Origin of the sequence: Brevundimonas sp., assembly GCF_044336875.1 — a bacterium.
GTDB lineage: Bacteria > Pseudomonadota > Alphaproteobacteria > Caulobacterales > Caulobacteraceae > Brevundimonas.
Map to the genome: position 1 here is coordinate 169,382 of NZ_JBIIOP010000006.1, position 21,077 is coordinate 190,458.

The following is a 21,077-nucleotide window of genomic DNA, read 5'->3' on the forward strand; positions in this document are numbered from 1 at the left end:
CCGGGGCTTTTTGCTGGACGGCGCGCGCCTCAGAAGGTCTTGCGGACCCGGATCGAGACGAAGGTGCGCGGATCCGCCGTGCTGTCCTCGACAAAGGCCACCGTGCGGGTGGTGCGGTCGGCGAAGACCGTGCGGCGCTGGGTGAAGTCGTCCCACAGGTTCAACTGGGCGCGGATGGCCAGGGTCGTGGTCGGCTTGTACTCGGCGAACATCTCGAAATAGTCCGTGCCGCGCCAGCGCGAGACCTGGTCCGGGCGATAGTTGGGCTGGCCCAGATAGGGCAGCCAGTTGATCCCCCACTGCACCTTGCCGTTCATCAGGTCCTGCTGGACGCCGACATTGGCCTGGGTGGCGCGCACGCCCGAGATGGGGCGCTCGTCGCCGGTGGTCGGATCGGTGACGGCGGTCTTGTTCCAGTCGTTGCGGAAGGTGAACTGCCCGCCCTTGAAGCCGAACTTGTCCAGCGGCACCAGGACGTTGAGCGACAGCTGGTCCAGGGTTCCGTCGCCGATATTGCCCACCGCCGACAGGCCGTCCGCCAGGGGGATGCTGTCGATGGCGTCGATGATCTCGTCGTGGCGATAGCCGATGGAGACGATGCCGTCGCCCCAGAAACGGCGCTCATAGGTCAGTTGCGAGATCCAGCGCTGTTCCGGCTCCAGATCGACGTTGCCGCCATAGACGTTCTGGTCGTTCAGGTCGGCCGAGGCGGCGAAGTCCGAGAAGTCCAGCTGGCCCAGTTCGCGCTCGAAGCGGAAGCGGATCTGGTTGTTCGGCATCGGCGTCCAGGTGGCCTGGAAGCGGGGCTTGGCGAAGAAGAAGCTCTTCTCCTGATCCGCATCGCCCGACTGTTTGATGGTCGAGGCCTCCAGCCGCAGACCGGCCTCCAGCGTCAGGTCGGGGTGCAGCCGCCAGGTGCCCTTGGAGAAGATCTCGCCGCGCGTCTCCTCGACCTTGACCGAGGCGCTGGGCAGGGGAATGGCCACGCCGCCCTCGGTATAGGCCTGTTCGGTCTGGCGCATGTTGTAGGCCACCTCCCCGCCGGTCTCGACCGTCAGCTTGGGCGACCGCTCGTGGCGGATCAGGGCGCGCAGGATGGTCTCGGAGCTTTCGCCCGAATAGTCGAAGACCTGTTCCGGCGCGTCCACGCCATTGCTCAGGACATTGTAGGTCGAGACCCCGTCCCAGCTGCCGAACTCGTGCATCAGCCGGGTCTCCAGCTTGAAGCGCGCGTTCAGGGGGCGTTCCCAGGTGACGCCGAACTCGCCGCCGTCGCTGTCCTCGGCGTCGGTGCTCTCGCGGAACATCGCGGGTGAGGCGCTGGTGTTGTAGCCCTGCCAGTCATTGATGCCGTAGCGGGCGGTCAGGTCGATCTTGCCGCCGGCCAGCGGCCCGGCGTAGACGCCGCGGATCGAGTTGCCGCCGCCGTAGCCGTCGGTGTCGGTCTGTTCGTCGCGCAGGACATTGCCGGCGGCGTCGCGGCGGATCAGGCGGCCGGGGCCGTTGGAGTCGCTCATGCTGATCCCGTCGGACAGGGTCACGCCCCAGCTGCGGTCGCCGTCGCGGGCGGTGAACTGATAGCTGCCGCCGTGCAGGTCCTGGCCCGAGCCCTCGAACTGGGTGGTGTTCCAGGTCAGGATCGATTGGTGGGTGCTCTCCTTCTTCAGGATGACGTTCACCACTACCGAGAAGCCCTGCATGTCGATGCCCGGCGCGCCGCCGCGGATCAGCTCGATCCGCTCGACCTGGCGGGCCAGGGTGCGGTTCAGGACGTTGGAGCCTGTGTCGTTCTTGGACGCCGGGCGGGCGTTGTTGATCAGGACGTTGCCGACCGCGCCCTCGAAGCCGCGTGCGCCGGACCCGTCGTCCAGATCGAAGCCCGGCACCCGGTTGACCATGTCCAGGGCGGTGTTGGGCTGTTGAGCGGCGAAGAAGTCGGGCGTGAAGACCAGCACCCCGCGCTGGGTCGCATCGGCCAGCGGCGCCTGGTTGGTCGGGCCGGTCGGCACCGGAACCTCGGCGACCTGCGGCGTGTCGCCCGCGAAGGCGGCGCCGGCGGACAGGAACAGGGCGGCGGCGCTGGTCAGCAGAATGGTCTTGGTCATCGGTTTCCCCTCGGTTCGTTGGCGAGAGGTGTGCCGATCCGTCGCATTCATCTCCAGTTACAAGGCTGAAAGGTGGATTAAATCGGCTCCATCATTACAGGGAGTTCATTACGTAACTGCAAGTAATCGATCTAGGCTCATGTAATGCGCCATTCGAAGATCAATCTGTTCTTGGGGTTCTTGGGGTTCTGGGCTTGCGTCGCCGTATCGACCGGCGCAATCGCCCAGGAGACGGTTCCGGAAGCGGCGTCGGACGAGGTCGAGGAGATCGTCGTCAGCGCGCGCCGGATCGAGGGGCCGATGTGGCAGGTGCGGCGTGGCGACAGTGTGCTGATCCTGGTCACGCCGATCGACCTGCCCAAGGATATGGAGTGGCGGACCGAGGCCCTGGTCTCGGCGGTGGACCGGGCGGACCGGGTGCTGTTTCCGGTCGAGGGGCGGGGATCCCTGGCCGATATCGGAAGAATGATCTGGCGGTTTCGCACCCTGACCCGCTTGCCGGACGGCCGGACCAGCGCGGACTATCTGTCACCGGAACTGGAGGCGCGGGTCGAGGCGCTGACGGGCGAGGGACCCAGCCGCCAGAGCTTCTGGCTGCTGGCGGACGATCTGATGGAAATCGGCGGCGGGGGCGGCGGACAGTCGGCGGCCAACGTCGTGCGGCGGGCGACACGGGCCAACCGCACCCCGGCCCGGGCGGTCGGGACGCTGCGGGGCGACGAACTGGTCGACAAGATCCTGACCACGCCGCCCGAACAGTATCGTGACTGTATCGCCGCTGCGGTGATCGCCGGGGAGGCGGGGCCGCAGGGTGGAGCAAAGCGGGCCGAGGACTGGCGGATGCGGCGCGTTCCCGCCCTTCGGAGCTCGCCGTTGCAGCAGGCCGTCGACGCCTGTTCCTACTTCTCGATCATGGGCCAGTCGGACACGCTGCGCAGGATCTGGAACACGGCCGTCGAGGAGAGTCTGGCCCAGACGGGCGCCACCGTAGCCATAGCGCCGCTGGTCGTGGTGACCGAGCCGGGCGGCGTGCTGGATATGTTGGAGGGCCAGGGCCTCGAGATCATCGGCCCCGATTGGAAGGCCGCGCCCGCACCCTGACCCTCCTTGGGTTCGACCCCTAGTTGGCCGGGGCCGGAGCCCGTTCCGGAACGGCGTCGCGGGCGGCGTCGCCGATGTTCTCGGCGGCGTTGCCGACGCTCTCGGCCGCGCCGGCGACGGCGTTGGATTCGACGGCGTCGTTGCGGTTCATGTTCATCAGGAACCAGCCGATGACCAGGACCAGGGCCAGGCCGATGACCAGGGCGACGATCCCGCCCAGGCCGCCGCCGCTGCGGCCGCGCTCGACGATGACGGGGCCGGAAGCGGCGGGGGCCGCGTCGCTCTCGGTGATGCGTTCGATGCGGCCGTCGGGATGCTCGACAGTACGTTCGGTAGCCATTGAGACGTTTCCTCTCCAGTGTGGCGGGGAAACACTCCGTCGGCGACTAGGGTTCCGCCCGGCTCAGACCGCCGTTCCGCCGACGGTCAGTCCGCCCATCTTCAGCGAGGGCTGGCCGATGCCCACCGGGACGCCCTGGCCGGCCTTGCCGCAGACGCCGACGCCGGGGTCGAAGGCGAAGTCGTCGCCGATCATCTGGATCCTGGTCAGGGCCGTGGCCCCGTCGCCGATCAGGGTGGCGCCGCGGACGGGGGCGGTGATCCTGCCGTCCTCGATCAGATAGGCCTCGGTGCACTGGAAGACGAACTTGCCGTTGGTGATGTCCACCTGGCCGCCGCCGAAGTTTGCGGCGTAGAGGCCGCGCTTGGTCGAGGCGATCATGTCGGCCTTCGAGTCCCGGCCGCCCTCCATGAAGGTGTTGGTCATGCGCGGCATCGGCATATGGGCGAAGGACTGGCGCCGGCCGTTGCCGGTGGCGGCGACGCCCAGCTGACGCGCCGACAGCCGGTCGTGCATCAGGCCGACCATGATCCCGTCCTCGATCAGGACGGTGCGCTGGGTCGGGGTGCCCTCGTCGTCGATCGACAGGGAGCCGCGACGGCCGGCGATGGAGCCGTCATCGACCACGGTGACGCCCGGCGCGGCGACGCGCTTGCCCATCATGCCGTTGAAGACGGACGAGCCCTTGCGGTGGAAGTCGCCCTCGAAGCCGTGGCCGATGGCCTCGTGCAGCAGGACGCCGGGCCAGCCGGCGCCCAGGACCACGTCCATCTCGCCCGCCGGACAGTCGATGGCGTCCAGATTGGTCAGGGCCTGGCGCAGGGCCTCGTCCACCTGGGCCTGCCAGCGTTCGGGAGCGACCCAGGTCTCGAACCCGGCCCGGCCGCCGGCGCCCGACGAGGCGCTCTCGCGCCGGCCGTCCTGTTCGACGGTGACCGAGACGTTCAGCCGGACCAGGGGGCGGATGTCGCGCACCATCCGGTCGTCGGCGCGCAGGATCTCGATGGCGCGGCGCTCGCCCACCAGGGAGGCCGAGACCTGGACCACGCGCGGGTCGCGGGCGCGAGCCCAGGCGTCGATCTCGGCCAGAAGCGCGATCTTGTCGGAGAAGGCGGGCGAGGCGAGGGGATCGACCTCGCCATACAGTTTCTGGTTGGTGGCGCGCGGGCCGTCAGCGACGACGGCGGCGTGGCCCGCCTTGGCCAGGGCGGCGCTGTCGGCGGCGCGGCGCAGGGCGGCGGCGGAGATCTCGTTGGCGTGGGCGTATCCGGCGGTTTCGCCCGCCACGACCCGCAGGCCGAAGCCCTCGGTGGCGTCATAGGCGGCGGACTTCAGTCGGCCGTCGTCGAAGACCAGGCTCTCGCTCTCGGACCGTTCGAGGAACAGTTCGCCGTCGTCGGCGCCGGCCAGGGCCGTCTTCAGGATCGACAGGGCTTCGTCGGTGTCGACGCCGGCGGCGTCGAGGATGGGCGGCGGGGAGGCGTGAACGGTCATGGGCGATAGGTAGGGGCTGGAGGGCGGTTCGTCACCTGCCGGGGCGGATTCGGACGGCGGGGCGGGAAAATGGAGTGTCCGAACTGTCCGAAACGTCCGAAATCGGGCCCGACGGTCCGGGGTGCGGGAAAAACAGTGTCCGAAACGTCCGAAATGTCTGAAATCTCCAACGCGGCGAAAGGGGCGGGGAGTATATCACGGGCCGGACGGGCGCCGCGTCGAATGCCGGGCGCGGGCGACAAGGCGTTGAAAAGCCTCGGGTCAGGGCAGCGTCATTAGGCGATCAGAGGGTCTCCTCCCCGTCGCGGAGCGCAGCGGAGAGACGGAGGGGGTCTTCAAAGCGCGAAGACCCGACGTCGGTGGGGCTTCAAGAACCCCTCCACCGCTTCGCGGTCCCCCTCCCCATCTGCGATGGGGAGAAGACGCCGTCTCTGCTCTCTATCCTATCTGGCCAGCTTGCCCTTGGCCTTCTTCGCCGGGAAGACCACGTCCTCGTCCGGCGCCTCGACCTCGTCGGTGTGGTCCAGGACCTTCAGGATGTGACGGATCAGGTTCAGGCGGGCGGTCTTCTTGTCGTCGGTGGCGATGACGGTCCAGGGGGCGAAGTCGCGGTCGGTCTCGTCCAGCATCCGGTCACGGGCGTCGGAATAGGCGTCGAACCGGGCCTCGGCCTCGGCGTCCAGCGACGACAGCTTGAACTGTTTCAGCGGATCGATGCGGCGTTCCTTAAGCCGCTTCGCCTGTTCCTTGCGCGAGATGTCGAGCCACAGCTTGATCAGGATCACGCCGTCGTCGGTCAGCATCCGCTCGAAGCGCGGGGCGTCGGTCATGAACTGGGCGTACTGTTCCGGCGAGCAATAGCCCATCACCGGCTCGACCCCGGCGCGGTTGTACCAGGAGCGGTTGAAGATGACCGTCTCGCCTGCCGCCGGCAGGTGGGGGACGTAGCGCTGGAAATACCACTGGCTGGTTTCGCGGTCGCTGGGCTTGGGCAGGGCGACGACGCGGGTCTGGCGCGGCGACATGAACTCGGTCAGCCGTTTGATGGCCCCGTCCTTGCCGGCGGTGTCGCGCCCCTCCAGCACGATGACGACCCGCAGACCGTGTTCGATGGTCCAGGCCTGGGTCTTGACGATGGCGAGTTGCAGCCGTTCGAGGTCGGCTTCGTAGGCGTCTGATTTCTTTCCCATGACCGGAGACTGGGCCGGGGCGGCCGCGAGTTCAAGCGGTGCGGCGATCGGGGATCAGCGCGCCTGGTCCAGGTCCGCGATCCAGGCTTCCAGGCCCTCGGTGTCCGACAGGTCGCCGGTCCAGGTCGCGGAGGGTTTGGCGGTCTCGTTGTTGCCGCGCTTGCGTCCGCGATAGACCTTCATGGGCACGTCGATCGCGGCGCGGCCGCTGGTCAGGCGTTGCTCGCGGGCGTTCATATAGACGCTGTCGGCCGAGGTTTCCCGTCCCACATGACGTGCGCCGAGGGCGGTCAGCAGGTCCACGGCGTCGAGGCAGGCCGAGACGCAGCCATAGTCGGTCAGGACATAGGTTCGGGCGTGCATCTCGGTTTTGGCGGAAGCGGGAGGCGGGGCGTCGTCCGAGGTCTGTCGCCACAGGGGGCGGCCCGCCGCGCGCGCGCCGGTCAGGCCCGTTTCCACCGCGTCGACCCAGGCGAGCAGGGTGGGATTGTCCGCCAGTTGGGTGCGGTAGGACGCGATCTCGTCCAGATTGGCCTGGGAGGCGCGCCAGTCGACGCCCTGGGAGCGGGTCTGGTTCGCGGCGACCCAGTCCTCTCCCCACAGGACACGGGCCATGTCGGACATCCAGATGGACGAGCCGCCCTGGTTGCCCCTCAGGTCGAAGACGACGACCTGTTTGTCGCGTAGGTCGGCGGCCTGGGCCGTCACGGTGTCGGCCAGGGCCGAGAGGGCGGTTTCGGCGGCGCCGCCGCGCGTGGAATCGAAACTGCTCATGCTGATCCAGACGCCGTTCGCGCCGTAGGGCCGCAGTCCGATCGGAGGGGCGAAGGGCAGGTTCCGGCCCGTGGCCAGGCCTTGGTCGCGCTCGGCGTCGGCCAGCGGTCGCCAGCGCAGGTCGAAGCTCTGTTCGGCGCCGTCCACCCGGAAGATGCAGGTCGAGGCGCGACGCACATAGGGGTTGGTCTGATCGACGAAGAGGGTGTTCGAGAAGATTTCGCGGCGCTCCTTCAGGTTCCAGCGGCCGACGCCGGTCCCGACGAATTCGGCGGCGAAGGCTTCGGCGGGACGACCGTCGCAGGACACCAGTTCGGCGCCGAGCGGCGGCGCGGACGGATCGCGGTTGTAGGAGACCAGATTGGCGTCGCCCCGCTGGATCGTCAGAAAGCCGGGCCATTCCATGCGCCAGGGATTGGGGTTGGCCTGGAACCGGCCAAGCGACAGGTGGGCGTCGTCGAACGAGGCCGCATACTGGCCCAGGGCGAAATACCAGTCCTCGTAGGTTCGGGCCGTCTCGGCGCGGTGTAGGGCCGTCTGCAGCCCCTGCTCCAGCAGGGTGTGGAAACCGGGGTTGTCGGGATCGACGGGGCCGGGGTGGGAGTCGGCGATGACGTCGTGGATGTCCTGGGCGTCCTGGCGCAGCGCCTGGCCCCAGTCCTGAGGTTCCGGGGAGGCGGAGGGCTGACCTTGCGCCTGAACGGCGCCCCCGCACACGAGCGCAAATCCCAAGCCGATCGCCAAACGCCGCATTCCATCCCCCGATGACTGTACTGTCTACTGTGGCGATAAGCGCTGCAAGTTTGACGCGAGTAAAGGGGGCGGACGATTAACTCGCGTCCACGCGGGATGACGAACTTCTCACGTGTGGCGCATGCGTCCGGCGGTTAGTCTGACGCCGATCAGGGGAGAGACCTCATGCCGATGAGCCGCCGAACCATAATGGCCGCCGGGGGCGCCGCCGCCGCCTTTGGCGGAGGCCTGCCCGCCTCGGCGCGGGACGCGGCCCGTTACGAGGCCGTTCTGGACGCCGTCTTCGTCGAGAAGGCTCCGGTGGCCCTGGCGGGCGGGGTTGTGACGCGCGAGGGGCTGGTCTGGTCCGGCGTTCGCGGCGTGCGCCGGTTCGGCGGGAACGATCCCGCCACCCTGGACGACCGCTGGCACCTGGGGTCGAACACCAAGGCGATGACGGCGGCCCTGTATGGGCGGCTGGTCGAGCAGGGCCGGGCGCGGTGGTCGGCGCCGCTGGGCGAGGTCTTTCCCGGCGTGGCGATCGATCCGGCCTGGGCGGGGACGACGATCCGCGACGTCATGGGGCACAGGGCCGGGGTGAAGGATGCGGCCGCCCTGGGCATGGTCTTCTTCATGACGGCGCGGGACGATCCGCGTCCGTCGCCGGAACAGCGGGCGGCCCTGGTCGAACGGGTGCTGGGCGCGCCGCCGAGCGGGGCCAGGGGCGTCTATGAATACAGCAACGCCGGTTACATGATCGTCGGCGCCGCCGTCGAACGGATCACCGGCGTCGCCTGGGAGGAGGCGATGCGGGCCGAGGTCTATGGCCCCCTGGGCCTGACGACGGGCGGGTTCGGCGGGCCGGTCGAAAGCGCCGGGGGCGGGGCCAATGTCTGGGGCCATGTCGGTGCCGGAGACCAGAGGGTCGCCATGGATCCGACCGATCCGGGATCGGACAATCCCCTGGCCCTGGGGCCGGCGGGGACGGCGCACATGACCTTGGCCGACTATGCCAAATGGCTGGGCGTCTTCCTGAACGACGGGGCGGGGTGGATTAAGCCGGAGACGGTCACGACCCTGGCCATGCCCCTGCCGGGCGAGGGGGTGCCCTACGGGGCGGGTTGGATCGTCCTGCCGGGACAGACCTGGTCCAAGGGGCCGATCCTGACCCACGATGGGTCGAATACGATGTGGTACGCGACCGCCGTCGTCGCACCGGGCCTGGGCGCGGCCTTCATCGGTCTGACCAACCAGGGGGAGGGGGCGGCGGCGACGGGGCTGATGCCGGGCCTGGTGCGGGCGTTCGGGAGTGGGAGATGAATATCCGTCGGCCGCGTTCTGCTCCAGTCCTCCTGAGCGCCCTCATGGCGGCGGCGCTTCCCCTGGGGGGATGCTGGTGGGAGACCCCGCCGCCGAAACTCGCAGAGGGTCTGGTGGTCTCGGTCGCCAACGATGAGTGGCCTCCACGCCTACGTAGCCGCTTTCCGGTCGGAACGGCCGAAGCGGAACTGCTTGGTGTCCTGAACACCCAGGGGTTCGCCATCGACGGACGGGGGCGAAAGGCCAAGGCGGATTGGGTGCAGGGCGTCTGCAATCACGAGGTGACGGTCGTCTGGCAGGTCAAGCCAGACAATACGCTCGCGGATATCGATGGCCGTTATTTCCCCGCCTGTCCCTGATCGTGCGTTCTTTGCCTGACGGCTCTCAAGTCTCTATATGACCCCCGCAGAGGCCACGTCCTCGCCCGCGCCTGCGGGTCTTCAAGTCCGGGACGGCCCGGCGTTTCCTGAAGAAAAGGAACGCCGTCATGCCCTGGATCTATCTGATCATCGCCGGCCTGCTGGAGGTCGTCTGGGCCCTGCTGATGAAACAGTCGCAGGGGTTCACGCGGCTGTGGCCCAGCGTGGGGACCCTGGTCTTCATGGCCGCCAGTTTCGGCCTGCTGTCCCTGGCCATGCGGACCCTGCCGCTGGGGACCGCCTATACGATCTGGACCGGGATCGGGGCGGTGGGGGCCTTTCTGGTCGGCGTCATCGTGCTGGGCGAGAGCCTGACGCCGATGCGGGTCGGGGCGGCGATCCTGATCGTGGCCGGTCTGGTGATGATGAAACTGTCGTCGTCGCATTGATTGGGGCGCATTGATCTGAACGGATCGGGCTTCGCGGCGTTTGCCAGCGGGGCCGTTTCGGGCTCTGACTGGGGCCGCATGAAGCGCGATTTCGCCGATTTCTGGAATCTGCTGTGGGAGGTGGGGCTCTTGGCCTGCGCCGCCTTCGCCCTGTTGAACCTGTATGCGCCGCCGCAGGACCTGCCGTGGAAGCCGCTGGACCTGAACCATCCGGTCGGGCGGGCGACGGCGGCCAAGGTGGCGGACTTCGACATTCCCACGACCGCCGCACCGGAAGAGGTCCAGGGGGCGACCGAGGCCTGTATGGCCGCCCTGCGCGACGCGGGCGTCCAGGTCGAGCGGGCGCAGGACCGGGACGACGGCGGCTTCTGCGTGGTGCGGGGCGCGGTGCGGATCACCGGCGGGGCGGTGACGCCCCTGGCCCCGGCCGGGGTGGTGATGCAGTGCCCGCTGGCGGTGCGCTACGTCATCTGGGACCGGCAGGTGCTGCAGCCGGCGGCGCGCGACATCCTGGGGTCCGCCCCGGCGCGGGTCGAGAACTACGGGACCTATTCCTGCCGCCGGATCTACGGCTCTCAGGAGACGACCGAACGGCCCAGCGAGCACGCCCGGGCCAATGCGCTGGACGTCGCCGGGGTGACGCTGGAGGACGGGCGGACGGTCAGCGTGCTTAACGACTGGCGCGGTCAGGGACCGGCCGGAGAACCGGGGTCGCGCTTCCTGCATCAGGTGCGAAACGGAGCCTGCAGGCTGTTCTCGACGGTGCTGACGCCCGACTATAACGCCGCACATGAGAACCATCTGCACGTCGACGGGGCCGACCGGGGTATCTGCCGTTAAGGTTGAATCAGCCTCTACGCGAATCGCTTTGCTGTTGACCGACCGGAAAAGCCGGGTGACAACATCAGCACAGTCCGGATTTTGCGTGGGGTCCACACCCGCGTCTCGCTCCTTCGCCTGAACGAGCTGTCCAGATGGGCTGTCGGGTCACCTCGAGGGGGATCCGCCTGGAAAAGCGCGTTTACGGAGACGCAGACATGGCGACCGGCACGGTCAAGTGGTTCAACCCCACCAAGGGCTACGGCTTCATCCAGCCCGATAGCGGCGGCTCGGACGTGTTCGTTCACGTCACGGCCGTCCAGAAGGCCGGACTTCAGGGCCTCGATGAGAACGCCAAGGTCGAATACGAGCTGGAAAACCAGCGCGGCAAGACCTCGGCGATCGACCTCAAGGTTCTCTGAGTCGATTAGCCTCTAAGGCTTAGAGACAGGCGCGGCGGCTTCGGCTTCCGCGCCTGTTTTCTTTGTTGGCTTGGGCTACCGCGCTTCGCGCTGCTTGAGCCCGTTTTGTCTGGGCTACCGCGCTTCGCGCTGCTTGAGCCCGTTTGTCGGGGCTATCGCCCTTCGGGCTGCTTGAGCCCGGCGGGCTTGGCCCGCTGCGACCTCTGCGCCAGCACGACGGCGCCGAGGACCAGGGCGCCGCCCAGGGCCTGGATCGGGGTCAGGGTCTCGTCGAAGATCCACCAGCCCAGCAGGCCCGCCACGACCGGCTGGATCAGGATGGTGACGGCGGTGATCGAGGCCGGCAGCTTGCCCAGGGCCCAGGCGACGCCGCCCTGGCCGAAGACATGCATCACCCCCATGCCGATACAGGCGGCCCAGCCGGCCCAGGTGGCGGGGATAATGTCCTCGCCCAGGGCCAGGGCCACGACCAGCAGCAGGGGCGCGCCCAGCAGGGTGGCCCAGAAGGTGACGCGCATGGCGCCGGCCGTGGCGCGCGCCGCCTTCACCGCCAGGAAATAGCCGGAATACCAGACCGCCACCGACAGGGAGAAGGCGTCGCCCAGCGGCGGATTGGTCCCCTGTCCGCCGTCCGCCCCCGCCGCCATGGCGAAGGCGCCGAGCATGGCCAGGGCCAGGGCGACCAGAAACAGCCGGTGCGGCGTCTCCTTCAGCACGAACCAGCCGAACAGGGTGACGACGACCGGGGTCAGGTTGCACAGGACCGTGGCGTTGGCGACCGAGGTCATGACGATGCCGTAGTGCCAGAAGCTGAGGTCGAGCGCGAAGAACAGCCCGGCCAGCAGGGCCCATCTGGACGGGGTCGCGATCCCGCCCGGCTCGCGCGACGCCAGCACCGTCAGCAGGGGCAGGGCGAACAGGAAGCGCCAGAAGCCGGCGGCGGCCGGACCCGTCTCGGTCAGACGCACCAGGATCGGCGCCAGGCCCAGGACGCAGGCGGCGATCAGCAGGACGATCAGGGCGAAGGCGCGCGGCGAGACGCCGGAGAAGACGCGGGAGGCGGGGGACATGCGGGCCTCTTACGCCGCACCGTGGCCCGTGACCACGGGACTTAGGTCAGACACTCAGGTCAGGGGGTCGATCCGCGCCTTGAGCACGACTTCCAGGCCGGGATCCTGGTCGCGATAGTCGATGACGCCGTCCAGCTGGCCGACCAGGCTGCCGATCATCATCGAGCCGAAGCCCTTGCCCGCCTTGTGCCCGCCCTTGCCCTCGTCGGCGACGGCGAGGCGCAGAATGTCGTCGGCCTCCGTCAGGCTGATGCGCAGCGGCCCCGGCCTGCCGTCATAGGCGTATTTCTGGGCGTTGATGATCAGTTCGGTCAGGATCAGGCCCAGGGTCACGGCGCGGCCGGCGTCGACGCAGACCGGGGCCAGGTCGGTCTCGATCACGGCGGCCCAGTCGGCGCCCATGCTGGCGCCCAGGTCCTCGACCAGTTCGCCGATGTAGCGGGACATGTCGATCGTGGTGTCCTGGTCGCCGCGATACAGGCGGGTGTGGACGGTGGAGACGGCGCGGACGCGGCGCCGCGCCTCCTGCAGGGCCGAACCGGCGGGGCTGTCGCCCAGGTCGCGGGCCTGCAGGCCCAGGAAGCTGGACACCAGGGTCAGGCTGTTCTGGACCCGGTGATTGACCTCGCGCATCAGGAACTGCTGCTGCTCCAGCCGCAGGTCGCGCTCGGACAGGCGGGCCTGCAGCGACTGGTTCAGGGTGCGCAACTGGTTGACGGCGGCGAAGTCGGACAGGGCGTCGCGCAGCCGGGCGGCGGATTCCACGGCGGCGGCGCTCCAGCGGCGGGCGCGGCCGGACACGGTCTCGGACCATTCCTCGAACGAGGCGCGGGGCGTCAGGGCGCCGTCGGCGGCCGAGGCGGACTTGTTCGCCGTCGACGGATTGCCGGCCCAGCGCACGGTCTCGAGGATTTCGGAACGGAACCACAGCAGGGACAGGGGCTGGTCGCCCGGCAGGCGCACGGCCAGCAGGCCGCTGGCGTGGGTGCGCCAGGCCTCGGCCTCGGGCACCAGGGTCGACAGGGCGTTGGACGAAACGGGACGCAGGCCCGGCTGCTGGTCCAGCCAGTCGGACAGGCGGCGCACGGCCGCTTCCGGCGGGGCATGGCCGAAACAGGCGATCCGGCCGTCGCGGACGATGGCCAGGCCGTCGGCGCCGACCAGTTCGGTCAGCTGGCCGGAGCGCTCGGCCAGGGCGGCGTCCAGGCTGCGATCGGTCGGCAGGCGGACGATCAACTCGTCTTCCAGACGGCGCAGGCGGACCCGTTCGCGATACAGTTCGGCGTCGGCCTTGGTCTTCAGCTGGCGAGCCAGGGTGCGGGCCAGGGTGGTGCAGGCGACGCGCAGCTCATAGGGCAGCAGCTGCGGCGTGGCGCTGTGACAGGCGACCAGGCCCCAAAGGACGTCGTCGACGATGATCGACACCGAGGCCGAGGCGCGCACGCCCATGTTCTTCAGATACTGCAGATGGACCGGCGAGACCGACCGCAGGCCGCTGTCGCTCATGTCCAGCGGGGGCTCGCCGGGTTCGATCGGTCGCAGCGGCTGGGGCCGATAGTGGCTGTCGGGAATGACCCGGACCGGATTGCGCAGATACAGGGCGCGGGCCTGACGCGGAATGTCGGTCGCCGGGAAATGGTGGTTGAGGAAGGAGCCGGTGTCGAGCGTGCGCGACTCGGCCACCACCTGGCCCGCCTCGTCGTCGAGGAAGCGGTAGATCATGATCCGCTCGAAACCGGTCAGCTTGCGGAAGGCGTCGGCGGCGCGTTCGCACACGGCCTGGACCGTGCCGGCCCGTTCCAGGGCTGCGCCCGCGGCGTCGAGGCGGGCGATCAGTTCGACGCCGAGCCGGGCCTGTTGCGAGCTCTGCTCGACCTCGACCACCATCCGCTCATGGGGACGGCCCTGACCCTGGCCGGGGGTGAAGTGGACGACGACGTCATATTCGAGCCGGTTCACCGCGCGCCAGCGGCCGGCGAAGCCCGTCTCCTCGGTCCGCGCCATCTCGCGCAGGCGGCGGCCGATCGCGTCGCCCAGCAGGGCGGCGGCGGGCTGGCCCGTCCAGGTCGTCTTGCCGGTCAGGTCCTCGATCAGGCCTGCGCCCTGTTCGATCGTCTGGGTCTCGAGATCCAGCACCAGAAGGAAGCCATGCGGCTGGATCGCCTGGGGGACGTGGATCGGCTCGCGATCGCAGTCGGTCAGATCGATCTCGGAACGGACGGCGGAGTCGGTCATGCGTACTGGGCTTCCGCCTTGAGGGTGGGGGACGTGCGGACCGGGACTGCGGCGCAAGCCGTCGCCCCCGTCGCGACATTGGCCCAGGACTGGCCAACGCCGCGGAAGCGTAACCGTTCCCGCCGGGAAGGTCGAAAAGGGTGCGACAGGGCGGTCATACGGGTTTCACCGTAACATATTGTCGAGGCTTGTCGATTTCCGGACAACAGTGTCCGGTTCCGGACATTACCGATGCGTCGGTCGGACACGGAACGGCCGCAGTCGCATGGCGTTGAGGCGCCGTTCCCCTGTTCGACTGGTCCCCCCTTCATGAAACTGCGCGTGCGCGCCGAGCTCGTCTATCGTTTCGATCCGCCGACGGACGCCATCTACAAGATCCAGGTCGCCCACTGGCCGGGGCAGGACATTCTGGAAGAGACCCTGACCTTCGACCCGCCGGTCGAGTTCCAGGAGGACGAGGACGTCGATTTCGGCGCCCGGACCCTGCGCTGCCACGTCGAGGGCGAGGTGCGTCTGACCTATGAGGCCCTGGTCGAGAACGGGGTGCTGAAGGGCCTGCCGCCCGAGGTGGCGCAACACGACTGGGGCGAGCTGCCGGCCGAGGTCCTGCCCTATCTGCAGCCCAGCCGCTATTGCCCGTCGGACCAGTTCGGCCGGTTCGTGACGCGCGAGTTCGGCGACACGGCGGGCGGGGCGCGGGTTCTGGCCATCCTGAACTGGATCACCGGGAACGTCGATTACGAACACGGGGTGTCGGACACCGAGACCACGGCGGCGCGGACCTTCATCGACCGGGCCGGGGTGTGCCGCGACTTCACCCATCTGGGCATGACCCTGTGCCGGGCCTCGGGGATTCCGGCGCGGGCGGTCAGCGCCTACGCCTTCGATCTGACCCCGCCCGACTTCCACGCCATCTTCGAGGTCTGGCTGGACAACGGCTGGTGGCTGGTCGACGCGACCGGCCTGGCCCAGGTCGAGGGTCTGGTGCGGATCGCCTGCGGCCGCGACGCGGCGGACATCGCCTTCCTGACGACCCAGGAGCGCTGCCAGTTCGTGCGCCAGTCGGTGACGGTGGAGACGGCCTGATCCTTGCCCTCTCCCTGTGGGAGAGGGCTTGAGCGCACGGCGGCGAAGCCGTCGTTCTGGCGCGAAAGGGTGAGGGGGCGATCATGCGCCCTGGCCCACCGGCGGAACCCTCATCCGGCCCTTCGGGCCACCTTCTCCCAGGGGGAGAAGGATCAGGTCTTCGGCTTCTGCGCCGCCTTGTAGGCCTGAAGCGCGTCGACCACGTCAGACTGACGCAAGACCTTGTTCTGCGGGTCGATCAGGACGTGGGCGCCGGCGGGGGCTGTGATCGCGCCCCGGCCGTCGGTCATGGGCACGGTCTGAAGCGCGCCGTCGATCTCGACCTCGACCGGCATGGGGAAGACCGTCCCGTCGCCGGTGGTCCATTGCAGGTTCAGGCGGTCGCCCTCGCGGGTCTGGTTCAGGACCGGCAGGGCGGCGTTGTAGAGATACCCCTTGAAGAACCAGACGTAGTCCTGGCCGGTCACCTGGTTGACGATGGTCAGGAAGTCGTCGGTAGAACGGTACAGGGGCTGGAAATTGCCCGGCCGGGGATCGGGGCGGCCATAGACCAGCCGGGTGATCGCCTCGTGGAAGGCCGCGTCGCCGATCAGCATCCGCAGCGAATGGGCGATCAGGGAGCCCTTGGAATAGATGTCGTTGCCGGGGCCGACGTCGCCCTTGTAGACCTCGTCCTCGGTCTTGGGCGTGCCGGACACCACGGGGTATTTGTTGATCAGCCCCTCGCGCTGGCCCGCCAGTTCGCGCTGCATGTAGCGGTCGCCCAGCAGCCAGCGGGCGTAGAGGGGCTGCATGTAGGAGCCCAGCCCCTCGTGCAGCCACATGTCGTCGGCGTTCTGGTTGGTCAGCTGGTTGCCGAACCATTCGTGGGCGAACTCGTGCTGCAGCAGCCAGTCATAGCCCCGGCCGTCGATCTTGTAGCCGTTGCCATAGGCGTTGATGGTCTGGTGCTCCATGCCCAGGTGCGGGGTCTCGACCACCCCCATCTTCTCGTCGCCGAAGGGGAAGGGGCCGACGCTGGCCTCGAAGAAGTCCAGCATCTGCGGGAACTGGGCGAACAGGGCCTGGACCTGCTCGGGCGTGTCCGACTTCAGATGCCAGTAGTTCATCGGGATCACATTGCCGAAACGGCTGCGGTACTCGCCCGTCATCTCTTCATAGGGGCCGACGTTCAGGGCGATGGCGTAGGTGTTGGGGGACTTGGCAGACCAGTTCCAGGTGGTCCAGCCGTCGCCGTGATCGACCTTGCCCAGGAAACGGCCGTTGGACGGGGCGGACAGGTCGGACGGGACGGTGATGTGCAGATCGACCCGGCCCGGCTCGCCGTGCGGGCTGTCGATACAGGGCCAGAAGATGTCGCAGCCCTCGCCCTGGACGGCGGTGGCGATCCAGGGCTCGCCCGAAGGGGCGGTGGACCAGACGAAGCCGCCGTCCCAGGGGGCGCGCGGAGCGACGCGGGGCTTGCCGGCATAGGCGACGCGCAGGGCCACCGTCTCGCCGGCGGCGAGGGGGCGGGGCAGGCGGACGGTCAGCTTGCCCTCGGGATTGGACCACTGGTCGACGGCGCGTTCGACACCGTCGATCTGGACGGAGGAAATGGGCAGCAGGGTGTCGAGGTCCACGACCAGGGCGTCCAGCGGGGCCCTGGCGGTGAAGTCCAGCACGGCGACGGCCTCGATGGCCTTGTCGGCGGGGAGGAGCTTGATCGTCAGGTCGGCCTTGTCGAACCGCATGGCTTGCTGCTCGACCGTCAGCGGCTGGTCGGTGGCCAGGGTGTAGGGGGTGGATTCGCGCGCGATCTCGACGGCGTGGGTCGGGGCGGTGACGCAGGCGGTCAGGGTCAGCAGACTCGCGGCGGCGATCAGAAGCTTGGTGCGCATCGATTTCCCTTCGGCGTGGCGGGGGAAGGCTTAGCGCGAGCGCGAAAGGGCGCAAAGAAAAAGGCCGGTGTTTCCACCGGCCTCTTCCAGATCGTTCTGTCGTCGCTGGTTAGGCGGCGGCCTGCTCGGCCAGCTTGGCGCGGACCTGGCGCTTGATGCGCTGGGCGGCGATCGACAGCTGCTCGTCGCGAGCCTTGACGATGAAGGCGTCCAGGCCGCCCTTGTAGTCGAGGGTGCGCAGGGCGGCGTTCGAGATACGCAGCGAGAAGGTCTGACCCAGGGCTTCCGAGTTGACCTTGACCGTCTTCAGCGACGGCAGGAAGCGGCGCTTGGTCTTGATGTTCGAGTGGCTCACGTTGTGGCCGACCATCGGGCCGATACCGGTGAGTTCGCAACGACGCGACATCGTCAGATCCTTAAGGTGCGGCGTCCGGCCCGAAACCTGGGAGAAGACGCATGAAACAGGTACGCGCGGGAGGTAGCCCGCGCGAGAGGGGGCCGTATAAGGGAAGACGAGGTTCGGCGTCAAGCTGAGTCTGGTCGGGTTTCGCGCCCGTCGAGTCTGCACGCCGGGGAACGCGTTCGTTCAGGCGTCATTCAAATGACGTGCTGTATGCGTCATATCATGAAGACCCCAGATGAACAGAAGGCCGCCATGTCCCGTCCGTCCCTGATCGATCGCCTGCCCAGGAGGGCGCTGGCCGTTCTCGCGCCAGTCGTCGCAGGCGGCTTCATGCTGGCCTCGCCCGCCATCGCGCCCGCCCAGACCGCCGCCCAGGCGGAGGTTCTGCCCGGCTACTGGGAATATACGACCAGCGCCGTGGGCCAGCGCGACACCCTGCAGAAATGCGTGCGGCCCAGCGAGATCAACCGCTTCTTCGGCGGCCTGTCGACCAACAAGTGGCGCTGCACCTATCCGACCCGGGTGGTCGGCGACGGCAACGCCCGCTTCGAGGGCACCTGCCAGGACAGGAAGGGCCGCCGCATCAATGTGCGGCTGAACGGTGCCTATACGGAAACCAGCTTCAGCTTCCGCGGCGGGGCCCAGATCGTGCGCGGCACCCCCTATATTCCCGCCAGCATCACGGCGCACCGCATCAGCGCCCAGTGCCCGGCGAACGCGGAATATTTCTGAGGCCGCAGATCGAAGGTTCAGACCGGCTCGGCGCGGGCGACCACATAGGTGTGGGTCTGGTCGCCTGCGGCCAGGCTGACGTATTCGCCGGTCTCGAAGGTCTCGTCCGACAGGCGGAAGCCGTGGACGTCGTCTTCCACGCCCGGCTCGAAGTCCAGGAACCAGCGGTCCGGACCCGCATGGCGCAACCGGCCGAAGGTCAGGGTCGCCCCATGGGAGAAGCGGCGGACGCGGCATTTCTCCGGCGCCTCGCGCCAGACGGCGGCGTCCAGCCGGCGCTCGGCGGTCAGGGGCGCGAGAATATCATAGCCCACCTCGGGATCGCCGCCGGGGTTCAGCGGCTCGCGGGCCAGTTCCAGGCGGATGTGACAGAAGCCCAGAGGCGGTGTCTGGGCGGCGGCGTCGGTCATGATCAGGCTCCGTGTTCCGGGGGGATCAGGACGGAGTCGCAGGCGGCCCGCCTTGATGCCGGTCAAAACAAAAAGGCCCCGGAGCGATCCGGGGCCTTTTCGTTGTCCGATAGCTGAAGCTCAGGCGGCTTCGGCGGTCGGGATCGGCTTCTTGGCGCTGAGCGACTTGGCCAGCAGTTCGACGGCGGCGTCCTTGTCGATCTTGTTGGCGGCGGCGACTTCGCGCGCCATCCGGTCCAGGGCCGATTCATAGAGCTGGCGCTCCGAATAGGACTGTTCCGGCTGGGTGTCGGCGCGGTGCAGGTCGCGGACCACTTCGGCGATGGAGATCAGGTCGCCCGAGTTGATCTTGGCTTCGTATTCCTGGGCGCGACGCGACCACATGGTGCGCTTGATGCGCGCGCGGCCCTTCAGGGTGGTCAGGGCCTTGGTCACGACGTCGTCGGCGGCCAGCGAACGCAGGCCGGCCGTCGCGGCCTTCTTGGTGGGGACGCGCAGGGTCATCTTCTCGTGGTCGAAGGTCACGACATAGACTTCCAGCGACATGCCCGCGACTTCCTGGGTCTCGACGGCCGCGACCTTGCCGACGCCATGCGCCGGATAGACGACCGCGTCGCCAACCTTGAACTCCAGACCAGTCTTGCTCGTCATATTCGTCCTTTCCCGGTCAGGGCCGGGCGACGCGAAGGCGCAGGAAACGCAAACAGGATCTCGCCCGGCGGATCGCTCCGTCGGTCGGGATGATGCAGGACGTCAAATGCGGAAACGGATCACCAAACCTCTGGCCGATCCCGTCTGTGGGCGGGATTCTGTCGCAAACACGGGCGGCGCGAGGATTTCGCGGACCGCCCGATCCAATGAAACAGAACCTATCACAAAATGACGGAATTTCAAAACGTCCACAGGGCGGACGTGGATTTGCGATCGTTCGAGCTTAAGCTTTTGGCCGCAAGCGGGGCCGAAAGTCCCTGTGGAATCAGGATCCCTTGCCCGGCTTGGGGCTGAAGTATTTCTCGTACTTGCCGGTCTCGCGCTCGAACTGTTCGCGGTCGGCGGGGGGCGTGCCCTTGACGGTGATGTTGGGCCAGGACTTGGCGTATTCGGCGTTGATCTGCAGCCACTTGCCGTCCGGCTCGTCCTCGGTGTCGGGGACGATGGCGTCGACGGGGCATTCCGGCTCGCAGACGCCGCAGTCGATGCACTCGTCCGGCGCGATGACCAGGAAGTTCTCGCCCTCGTAGAAGCAGTCGACCGGACACACTTCCACGCAGTCCATGAACTTACATTTCACGCAGGCGTCGGTGACGATGTAGGTCATTGGGCGGAGGAACGGGTCGAGGCTGTGAGCGGGAGGCCTGCGACATGGCGGCCACGCAACCAACTGTCAACAGCAGGGCTTAAGGCGAGAGACGTTCGCAAGGCGGTCTGACGCGACTTGACAACAGTCAGGCTTAATCGCAACTGTAGTGATTGCATATTCATTTCCGCAACAGGAACACCCTCCATGCGCTCCGCCTTCATGAAATACGCCCTCGCCGGCGCCCTGGCTGTCAGCCTCGCCGCCGGCGGCGCGGTCGTGGCCCAGTCGGCCCTGACCACCACCCCGTCGGAAGTGACCGCCGGCGCCTATGACCTGGACGCCAGCCACGGCAAGATCACCTGGTCGGTGACCCACTTCGGCCTGTCGACCTACACGGGTCAGTTCGTCAATGTGAAGGCGGAGCTGAAGCTGGATCCGGCCAATCCGTCGGCCAGCACCCTGACCGCCACCATCCCCCTGACGGACGTGGCGCCCAACAGCGACGGCCTGAAGGCCCACCTGCAGACGCCCGACTTCTTCGACACCGCCAACCACCCGAACGCCACCTTCGTCTCGCGCTCGGTCACGGTCGATCCGTCGAACGCCAGCAAGGCCACGGTGGTCGGCGATCTGACCCTGAAGGGCGTGACCAAGCCCGTCACCATCGCCGTCACCTTCAACGGCGCAGGCGAAGTCATGGGCGCCTACAAGGCCGGCTTCGACGGCGAGGCGACCATCAAGCGTTCGGACTTCGGCGTGAACTACGCCGTGCCGGCCGTGTCGGACGAGGTGAAGCTGCACATCGAGGGCGAGTTCGCCATCAAGAAGTAAGACCTGTCGCGGCCTGACGAGGCGT

The 21,077-nt window shown here is 68.1% G+C and carries 21 protein-coding genes; 9 read left to right on the forward strand and 12 right to left on the reverse strand.

All coding sequences use genetic code 11. The annotated features are described in order from the left end of the window. Positions 1-29: 29 nt before the first annotated feature. Positions 30-2,105, reverse strand: a complete 2,076-nt coding sequence (locus tag ACIQ1T_RS10215) for a TonB-dependent receptor plug domain-containing protein (protein WP_395944438.1) — start codon at positions 2,103-2,105, stop codon at positions 30-32. A gap of 144 nt (positions 2,106-2,249) precedes the next feature. Here ACIQ1T_RS10215 and ACIQ1T_RS10220 point away from each other — a divergent pair, with 144 nt between their 5' ends. Next, entirely contained in the window at positions 2,250-3,206 is a 957-nt protein-coding gene (locus ACIQ1T_RS10220) for a TraB/GumN family protein (RefSeq protein ID WP_395944439.1), read from the forward strand. Positions 3,207-3,225: 19 nt separating this feature from the next. Here ACIQ1T_RS10220 and ACIQ1T_RS10225 read toward each other — a convergent pair whose 3' ends face one another. The 4 genes from ACIQ1T_RS10225 to ACIQ1T_RS10240 form a co-directional block, all read right to left on the reverse strand. Beyond that, positions 3,226-3,546, reverse strand: coding sequence for a hypothetical protein (locus ACIQ1T_RS10225; RefSeq protein ID WP_395944440.1), 321 nt, complete (start codon positions 3,544-3,546; stop codon positions 3,226-3,228). A 63-nt stretch (positions 3,547-3,609) separates the two neighbouring features. Beyond that, entirely contained in the window at positions 3,610-5,040 is a 1,431-nt protein-coding gene (gene tldD, locus ACIQ1T_RS10230) for a metalloprotease TldD (protein WP_395944441.1), read from the reverse strand. Between the two features lie 443 nt (positions 5,041-5,483). Further along, a complete protein-coding gene (gene ppk2, locus ACIQ1T_RS10235) occupies positions 5,484-6,230 on the reverse strand; it encodes a polyphosphate kinase 2 (protein WP_395944442.1) in 747 nt (248 codons plus the stop codon). Positions 6,231-6,284: 54 nt separating this feature from the next. Continuing rightward, positions 6,285-7,757 carry a peptidase S41 gene (locus tag ACIQ1T_RS10240; protein WP_395944443.1) on the reverse strand — a complete coding sequence of 491 codons (1,473 nt, stop codon included), beginning with the start codon at positions 7,755-7,757 and terminating at the stop codon, positions 6,285-6,287. A gap of 171 nt (positions 7,758-7,928) precedes the next feature. Between ACIQ1T_RS10240 and ACIQ1T_RS10245 the strand changes: the two genes are divergently transcribed. The 5 genes from ACIQ1T_RS10245 to ACIQ1T_RS10265 all read left to right on the forward strand — a co-directional run bounded on the left by ACIQ1T_RS10245 (position 7,929) and on the right by ACIQ1T_RS10265 (position 11,105). Continuing rightward, positions 7,929-9,056, forward strand: a complete 1,128-nt coding sequence (locus ACIQ1T_RS10245; RefSeq protein WP_395944444.1) for a serine hydrolase domain-containing protein — start codon at positions 7,929-7,931, stop codon at positions 9,054-9,056. Positions 9,057-9,100: 44 nt separating this feature from the next. Then, positions 9,101-9,415: a hypothetical protein gene (locus ACIQ1T_RS10250; RefSeq protein WP_395944445.1), complete on the forward strand. Its 315-nt coding sequence runs from the start codon at positions 9,101-9,103 to the stop codon at positions 9,413-9,415. A 128-nt stretch (positions 9,416-9,543) separates the two neighbouring features. Further along, on the forward strand, positions 9,544-9,864 hold the full coding sequence (locus ACIQ1T_RS10255) for a DMT family transporter (RefSeq protein WP_395944446.1): 321 nt from the start codon (positions 9,544-9,546) through the stop codon (positions 9,862-9,864). Positions 9,865-9,942: 78 nt separating this feature from the next. Further along, on the forward strand, positions 9,943-10,704 hold the full coding sequence (locus ACIQ1T_RS10260; RefSeq protein ID WP_395944447.1) for an extensin family protein: 762 nt from the start codon (positions 9,943-9,945) through the stop codon (positions 10,702-10,704). Between the two features lie 197 nt (positions 10,705-10,901). Further along, positions 10,902-11,105 carry a cold-shock protein gene (locus ACIQ1T_RS10265; RefSeq protein ID WP_017505920.1) on the forward strand — a complete coding sequence of 68 codons (204 nt, stop codon included), beginning with the start codon at positions 10,902-10,904 and terminating at the stop codon, positions 11,103-11,105. 152 nt (positions 11,106-11,257) lie between these two features. Here the strand turns inward: ACIQ1T_RS10265 and ACIQ1T_RS10270 are convergent, their stop codons facing one another. Both ACIQ1T_RS10270 and ACIQ1T_RS10275 read right to left on the reverse strand, forming a co-directional pair. Continuing rightward, positions 11,258-12,175 carry a DMT family transporter gene (locus ACIQ1T_RS10270; RefSeq protein WP_395944448.1) on the reverse strand — a complete coding sequence of 306 codons (918 nt, stop codon included), beginning with the start codon at positions 12,173-12,175 and terminating at the stop codon, positions 11,258-11,260. 54 nt (positions 12,176-12,229) lie between these two features. After that, the gene (locus ACIQ1T_RS10275; RefSeq protein ID WP_395944449.1) at positions 12,230-14,410 is read right to left on the reverse strand and encodes a histidine kinase dimerization/phosphoacceptor domain -containing protein; all 2,181 of its coding nucleotides are present in this window, start codon (positions 14,408-14,410) and stop codon (positions 12,230-12,232) included. Between the two features lie 321 nt (positions 14,411-14,731). Here ACIQ1T_RS10275 and ACIQ1T_RS10280 point away from each other — a divergent pair, with 321 nt between their 5' ends. Beyond that, positions 14,732-15,496 (forward strand): transglutaminase family protein, encoded by a 765-nt coding sequence (locus tag ACIQ1T_RS10280; RefSeq protein WP_395944450.1) that lies wholly within the window; start codon positions 14,732-14,734, stop codon positions 15,494-15,496. 152 nt (positions 15,497-15,648) lie between these two features. Here the strand turns inward: ACIQ1T_RS10280 and ACIQ1T_RS10285 are convergent, their stop codons facing one another. Together ACIQ1T_RS10285 and rpmB are read right to left on the reverse strand one after the other, a co-directional pair. After that, entirely contained in the window at positions 15,649-17,376 is a 1,728-nt protein-coding gene (locus tag ACIQ1T_RS10285) for a M1 family metallopeptidase (RefSeq protein ID WP_395944451.1), read from the reverse strand. A gap of 109 nt (positions 17,377-17,485) precedes the next feature. Continuing rightward, entirely contained in the window at positions 17,486-17,782 is a 297-nt protein-coding gene (gene rpmB, locus ACIQ1T_RS10290; protein WP_087120703.1) for a 50S ribosomal protein L28, read from the reverse strand. Positions 17,783-18,001: 219 nt separating this feature from the next. Between rpmB and ACIQ1T_RS10295 the strand changes: the two genes are divergently transcribed. Continuing rightward, positions 18,002-18,511 (forward strand): DUF3617 domain-containing protein, encoded by a 510-nt coding sequence (locus ACIQ1T_RS10295; protein ID WP_395944452.1) that lies wholly within the window; start codon positions 18,002-18,004, stop codon positions 18,509-18,511. Positions 18,512-18,528: 17 nt separating this feature from the next. Here the strand turns inward: ACIQ1T_RS10295 and ACIQ1T_RS10300 are convergent, their stop codons facing one another. The 3 genes from ACIQ1T_RS10300 to fdxA all read right to left on the reverse strand — a co-directional run bounded on the left by ACIQ1T_RS10300 (position 18,529) and on the right by fdxA (position 20,239). Next, a complete protein-coding gene (locus tag ACIQ1T_RS10300; protein WP_395944453.1) occupies positions 18,529-18,921 on the reverse strand; it encodes a hypothetical protein in 393 nt (130 codons plus the stop codon). Positions 18,922-19,041: 120 nt separating this feature from the next. Next, on the reverse strand, positions 19,042-19,572 hold the full coding sequence (locus ACIQ1T_RS10305; RefSeq protein WP_008260268.1) for a CarD family transcriptional regulator: 531 nt from the start codon (positions 19,570-19,572) through the stop codon (positions 19,042-19,044). A gap of 325 nt (positions 19,573-19,897) precedes the next feature. Further along, the gene (gene fdxA, locus ACIQ1T_RS10310; RefSeq protein WP_395944454.1) at positions 19,898-20,239 is read right to left on the reverse strand and encodes a ferredoxin FdxA; all 342 of its coding nucleotides are present in this window, start codon (positions 20,237-20,239) and stop codon (positions 19,898-19,900) included. 186 nt (positions 20,240-20,425) lie between these two features. Here fdxA and ACIQ1T_RS10315 point away from each other — a divergent pair, with 186 nt between their 5' ends. Beyond that, the gene (locus tag ACIQ1T_RS10315) at positions 20,426-21,052 is read left to right on the forward strand and encodes a YceI family protein (protein ID WP_395944455.1); all 627 of its coding nucleotides are present in this window, start codon (positions 20,426-20,428) and stop codon (positions 21,050-21,052) included. The last annotated feature ends 25 nt before the right edge of the window (positions 21,053-21,077 follow it).

Excerpts from the sequence above, each read along its gene's own strand:
- ACIQ1T_RS10265 (WP_017505920.1), top strand. The coding sequence starts at position 10,902 with ATGGCGACCGGCACGGTCAAGTGGTTCAACCCCACCAAGGGCTACGGC.
- ACIQ1T_RS10245 (WP_395944444.1), top strand. The coding sequence starts at position 7,929 with ATGAGCCGCCGAACCATAATGGCCGCCGGGGGCGCCGCCGCCGCCTTT.
- ACIQ1T_RS10225 (WP_395944440.1), bottom strand. The coding sequence starts at position 3,546 with ATGGCTACCGAACGTACTGTCGAGCATCCCGACGGCCGCATCGAACGC.
- ACIQ1T_RS10215 (WP_395944438.1), bottom strand. The coding sequence starts at position 2,105 with ATGACCAAGACCATTCTGCTGACCAGCGCCGCCGCCCTGTTCCTGTCC.
- ppk2 (WP_395944442.1), bottom strand. The coding sequence starts at position 6,230 with ATGGGAAAGAAATCAGACGCCTACGAAGCCGACCTCGAACGGCTGCAA.
- ACIQ1T_RS10275 (WP_395944449.1), bottom strand. The coding sequence starts at position 14,410 with ATGACCGACTCCGCCGTCCGTTCCGAGATCGATCTGACCGACTGCGAT.
- tldD (WP_395944441.1), bottom strand. The coding sequence starts at position 5,040 with ATGACCGTTCACGCCTCCCCGCCGCCCATCCTCGACGCCGCCGGCGTC.
- ACIQ1T_RS10305 (WP_008260268.1), bottom strand. The coding sequence starts at position 19,572 with ATGACGAGCAAGACTGGTCTGGAGTTCAAGGTTGGCGACGCGGTCGTC.
- ACIQ1T_RS10270 (WP_395944448.1), bottom strand. The coding sequence starts at position 12,175 with ATGTCCCCCGCCTCCCGCGTCTTCTCCGGCGTCTCGCCGCGCGCCTTC.
- ACIQ1T_RS10285 (WP_395944451.1), bottom strand. The coding sequence starts at position 17,376 with ATGCGCACCAAGCTTCTGATCGCCGCCGCGAGTCTGCTGACCCTGACC.
- fdxA (WP_395944454.1), bottom strand. The coding sequence starts at position 20,239 with ATGACCTACATCGTCACCGACGCCTGCGTGAAATGTAAGTTCATGGAC.
- ACIQ1T_RS10300 (WP_395944453.1), bottom strand. The coding sequence starts at position 18,921 with ATGACCGACGCCGCCGCCCAGACACCGCCTCTGGGCTTCTGTCACATC.
- ACIQ1T_RS10240 (WP_395944443.1), bottom strand. The coding sequence starts at position 7,757 with ATGCGGCGTTTGGCGATCGGCTTGGGATTTGCGCTCGTGTGCGGGGGC.
- ACIQ1T_RS10255 (WP_395944446.1), top strand. The coding sequence starts at position 9,544 with ATGCCCTGGATCTATCTGATCATCGCCGGCCTGCTGGAGGTCGTCTGG.
- ACIQ1T_RS10260 (WP_395944447.1), top strand. The coding sequence starts at position 9,943 with ATGAAGCGCGATTTCGCCGATTTCTGGAATCTGCTGTGGGAGGTGGGG.
- rpmB (WP_087120703.1), bottom strand. The coding sequence starts at position 17,782 with ATGTCGCGTCGTTGCGAACTCACCGGTATCGGCCCGATGGTCGGCCAC.
- ACIQ1T_RS10295 (WP_395944452.1), top strand. The coding sequence starts at position 18,002 with ATGAAGACCCCAGATGAACAGAAGGCCGCCATGTCCCGTCCGTCCCTG.
- ACIQ1T_RS10220 (WP_395944439.1), top strand. The coding sequence starts at position 2,250 with ATGCGCCATTCGAAGATCAATCTGTTCTTGGGGTTCTTGGGGTTCTGG.
- ACIQ1T_RS10250 (WP_395944445.1), top strand. The coding sequence starts at position 9,101 with ATGGCGGCGGCGCTTCCCCTGGGGGGATGCTGGTGGGAGACCCCGCCG.
- ACIQ1T_RS10315 (WP_395944455.1), top strand. The coding sequence starts at position 20,426 with ATGCGCTCCGCCTTCATGAAATACGCCCTCGCCGGCGCCCTGGCTGTC.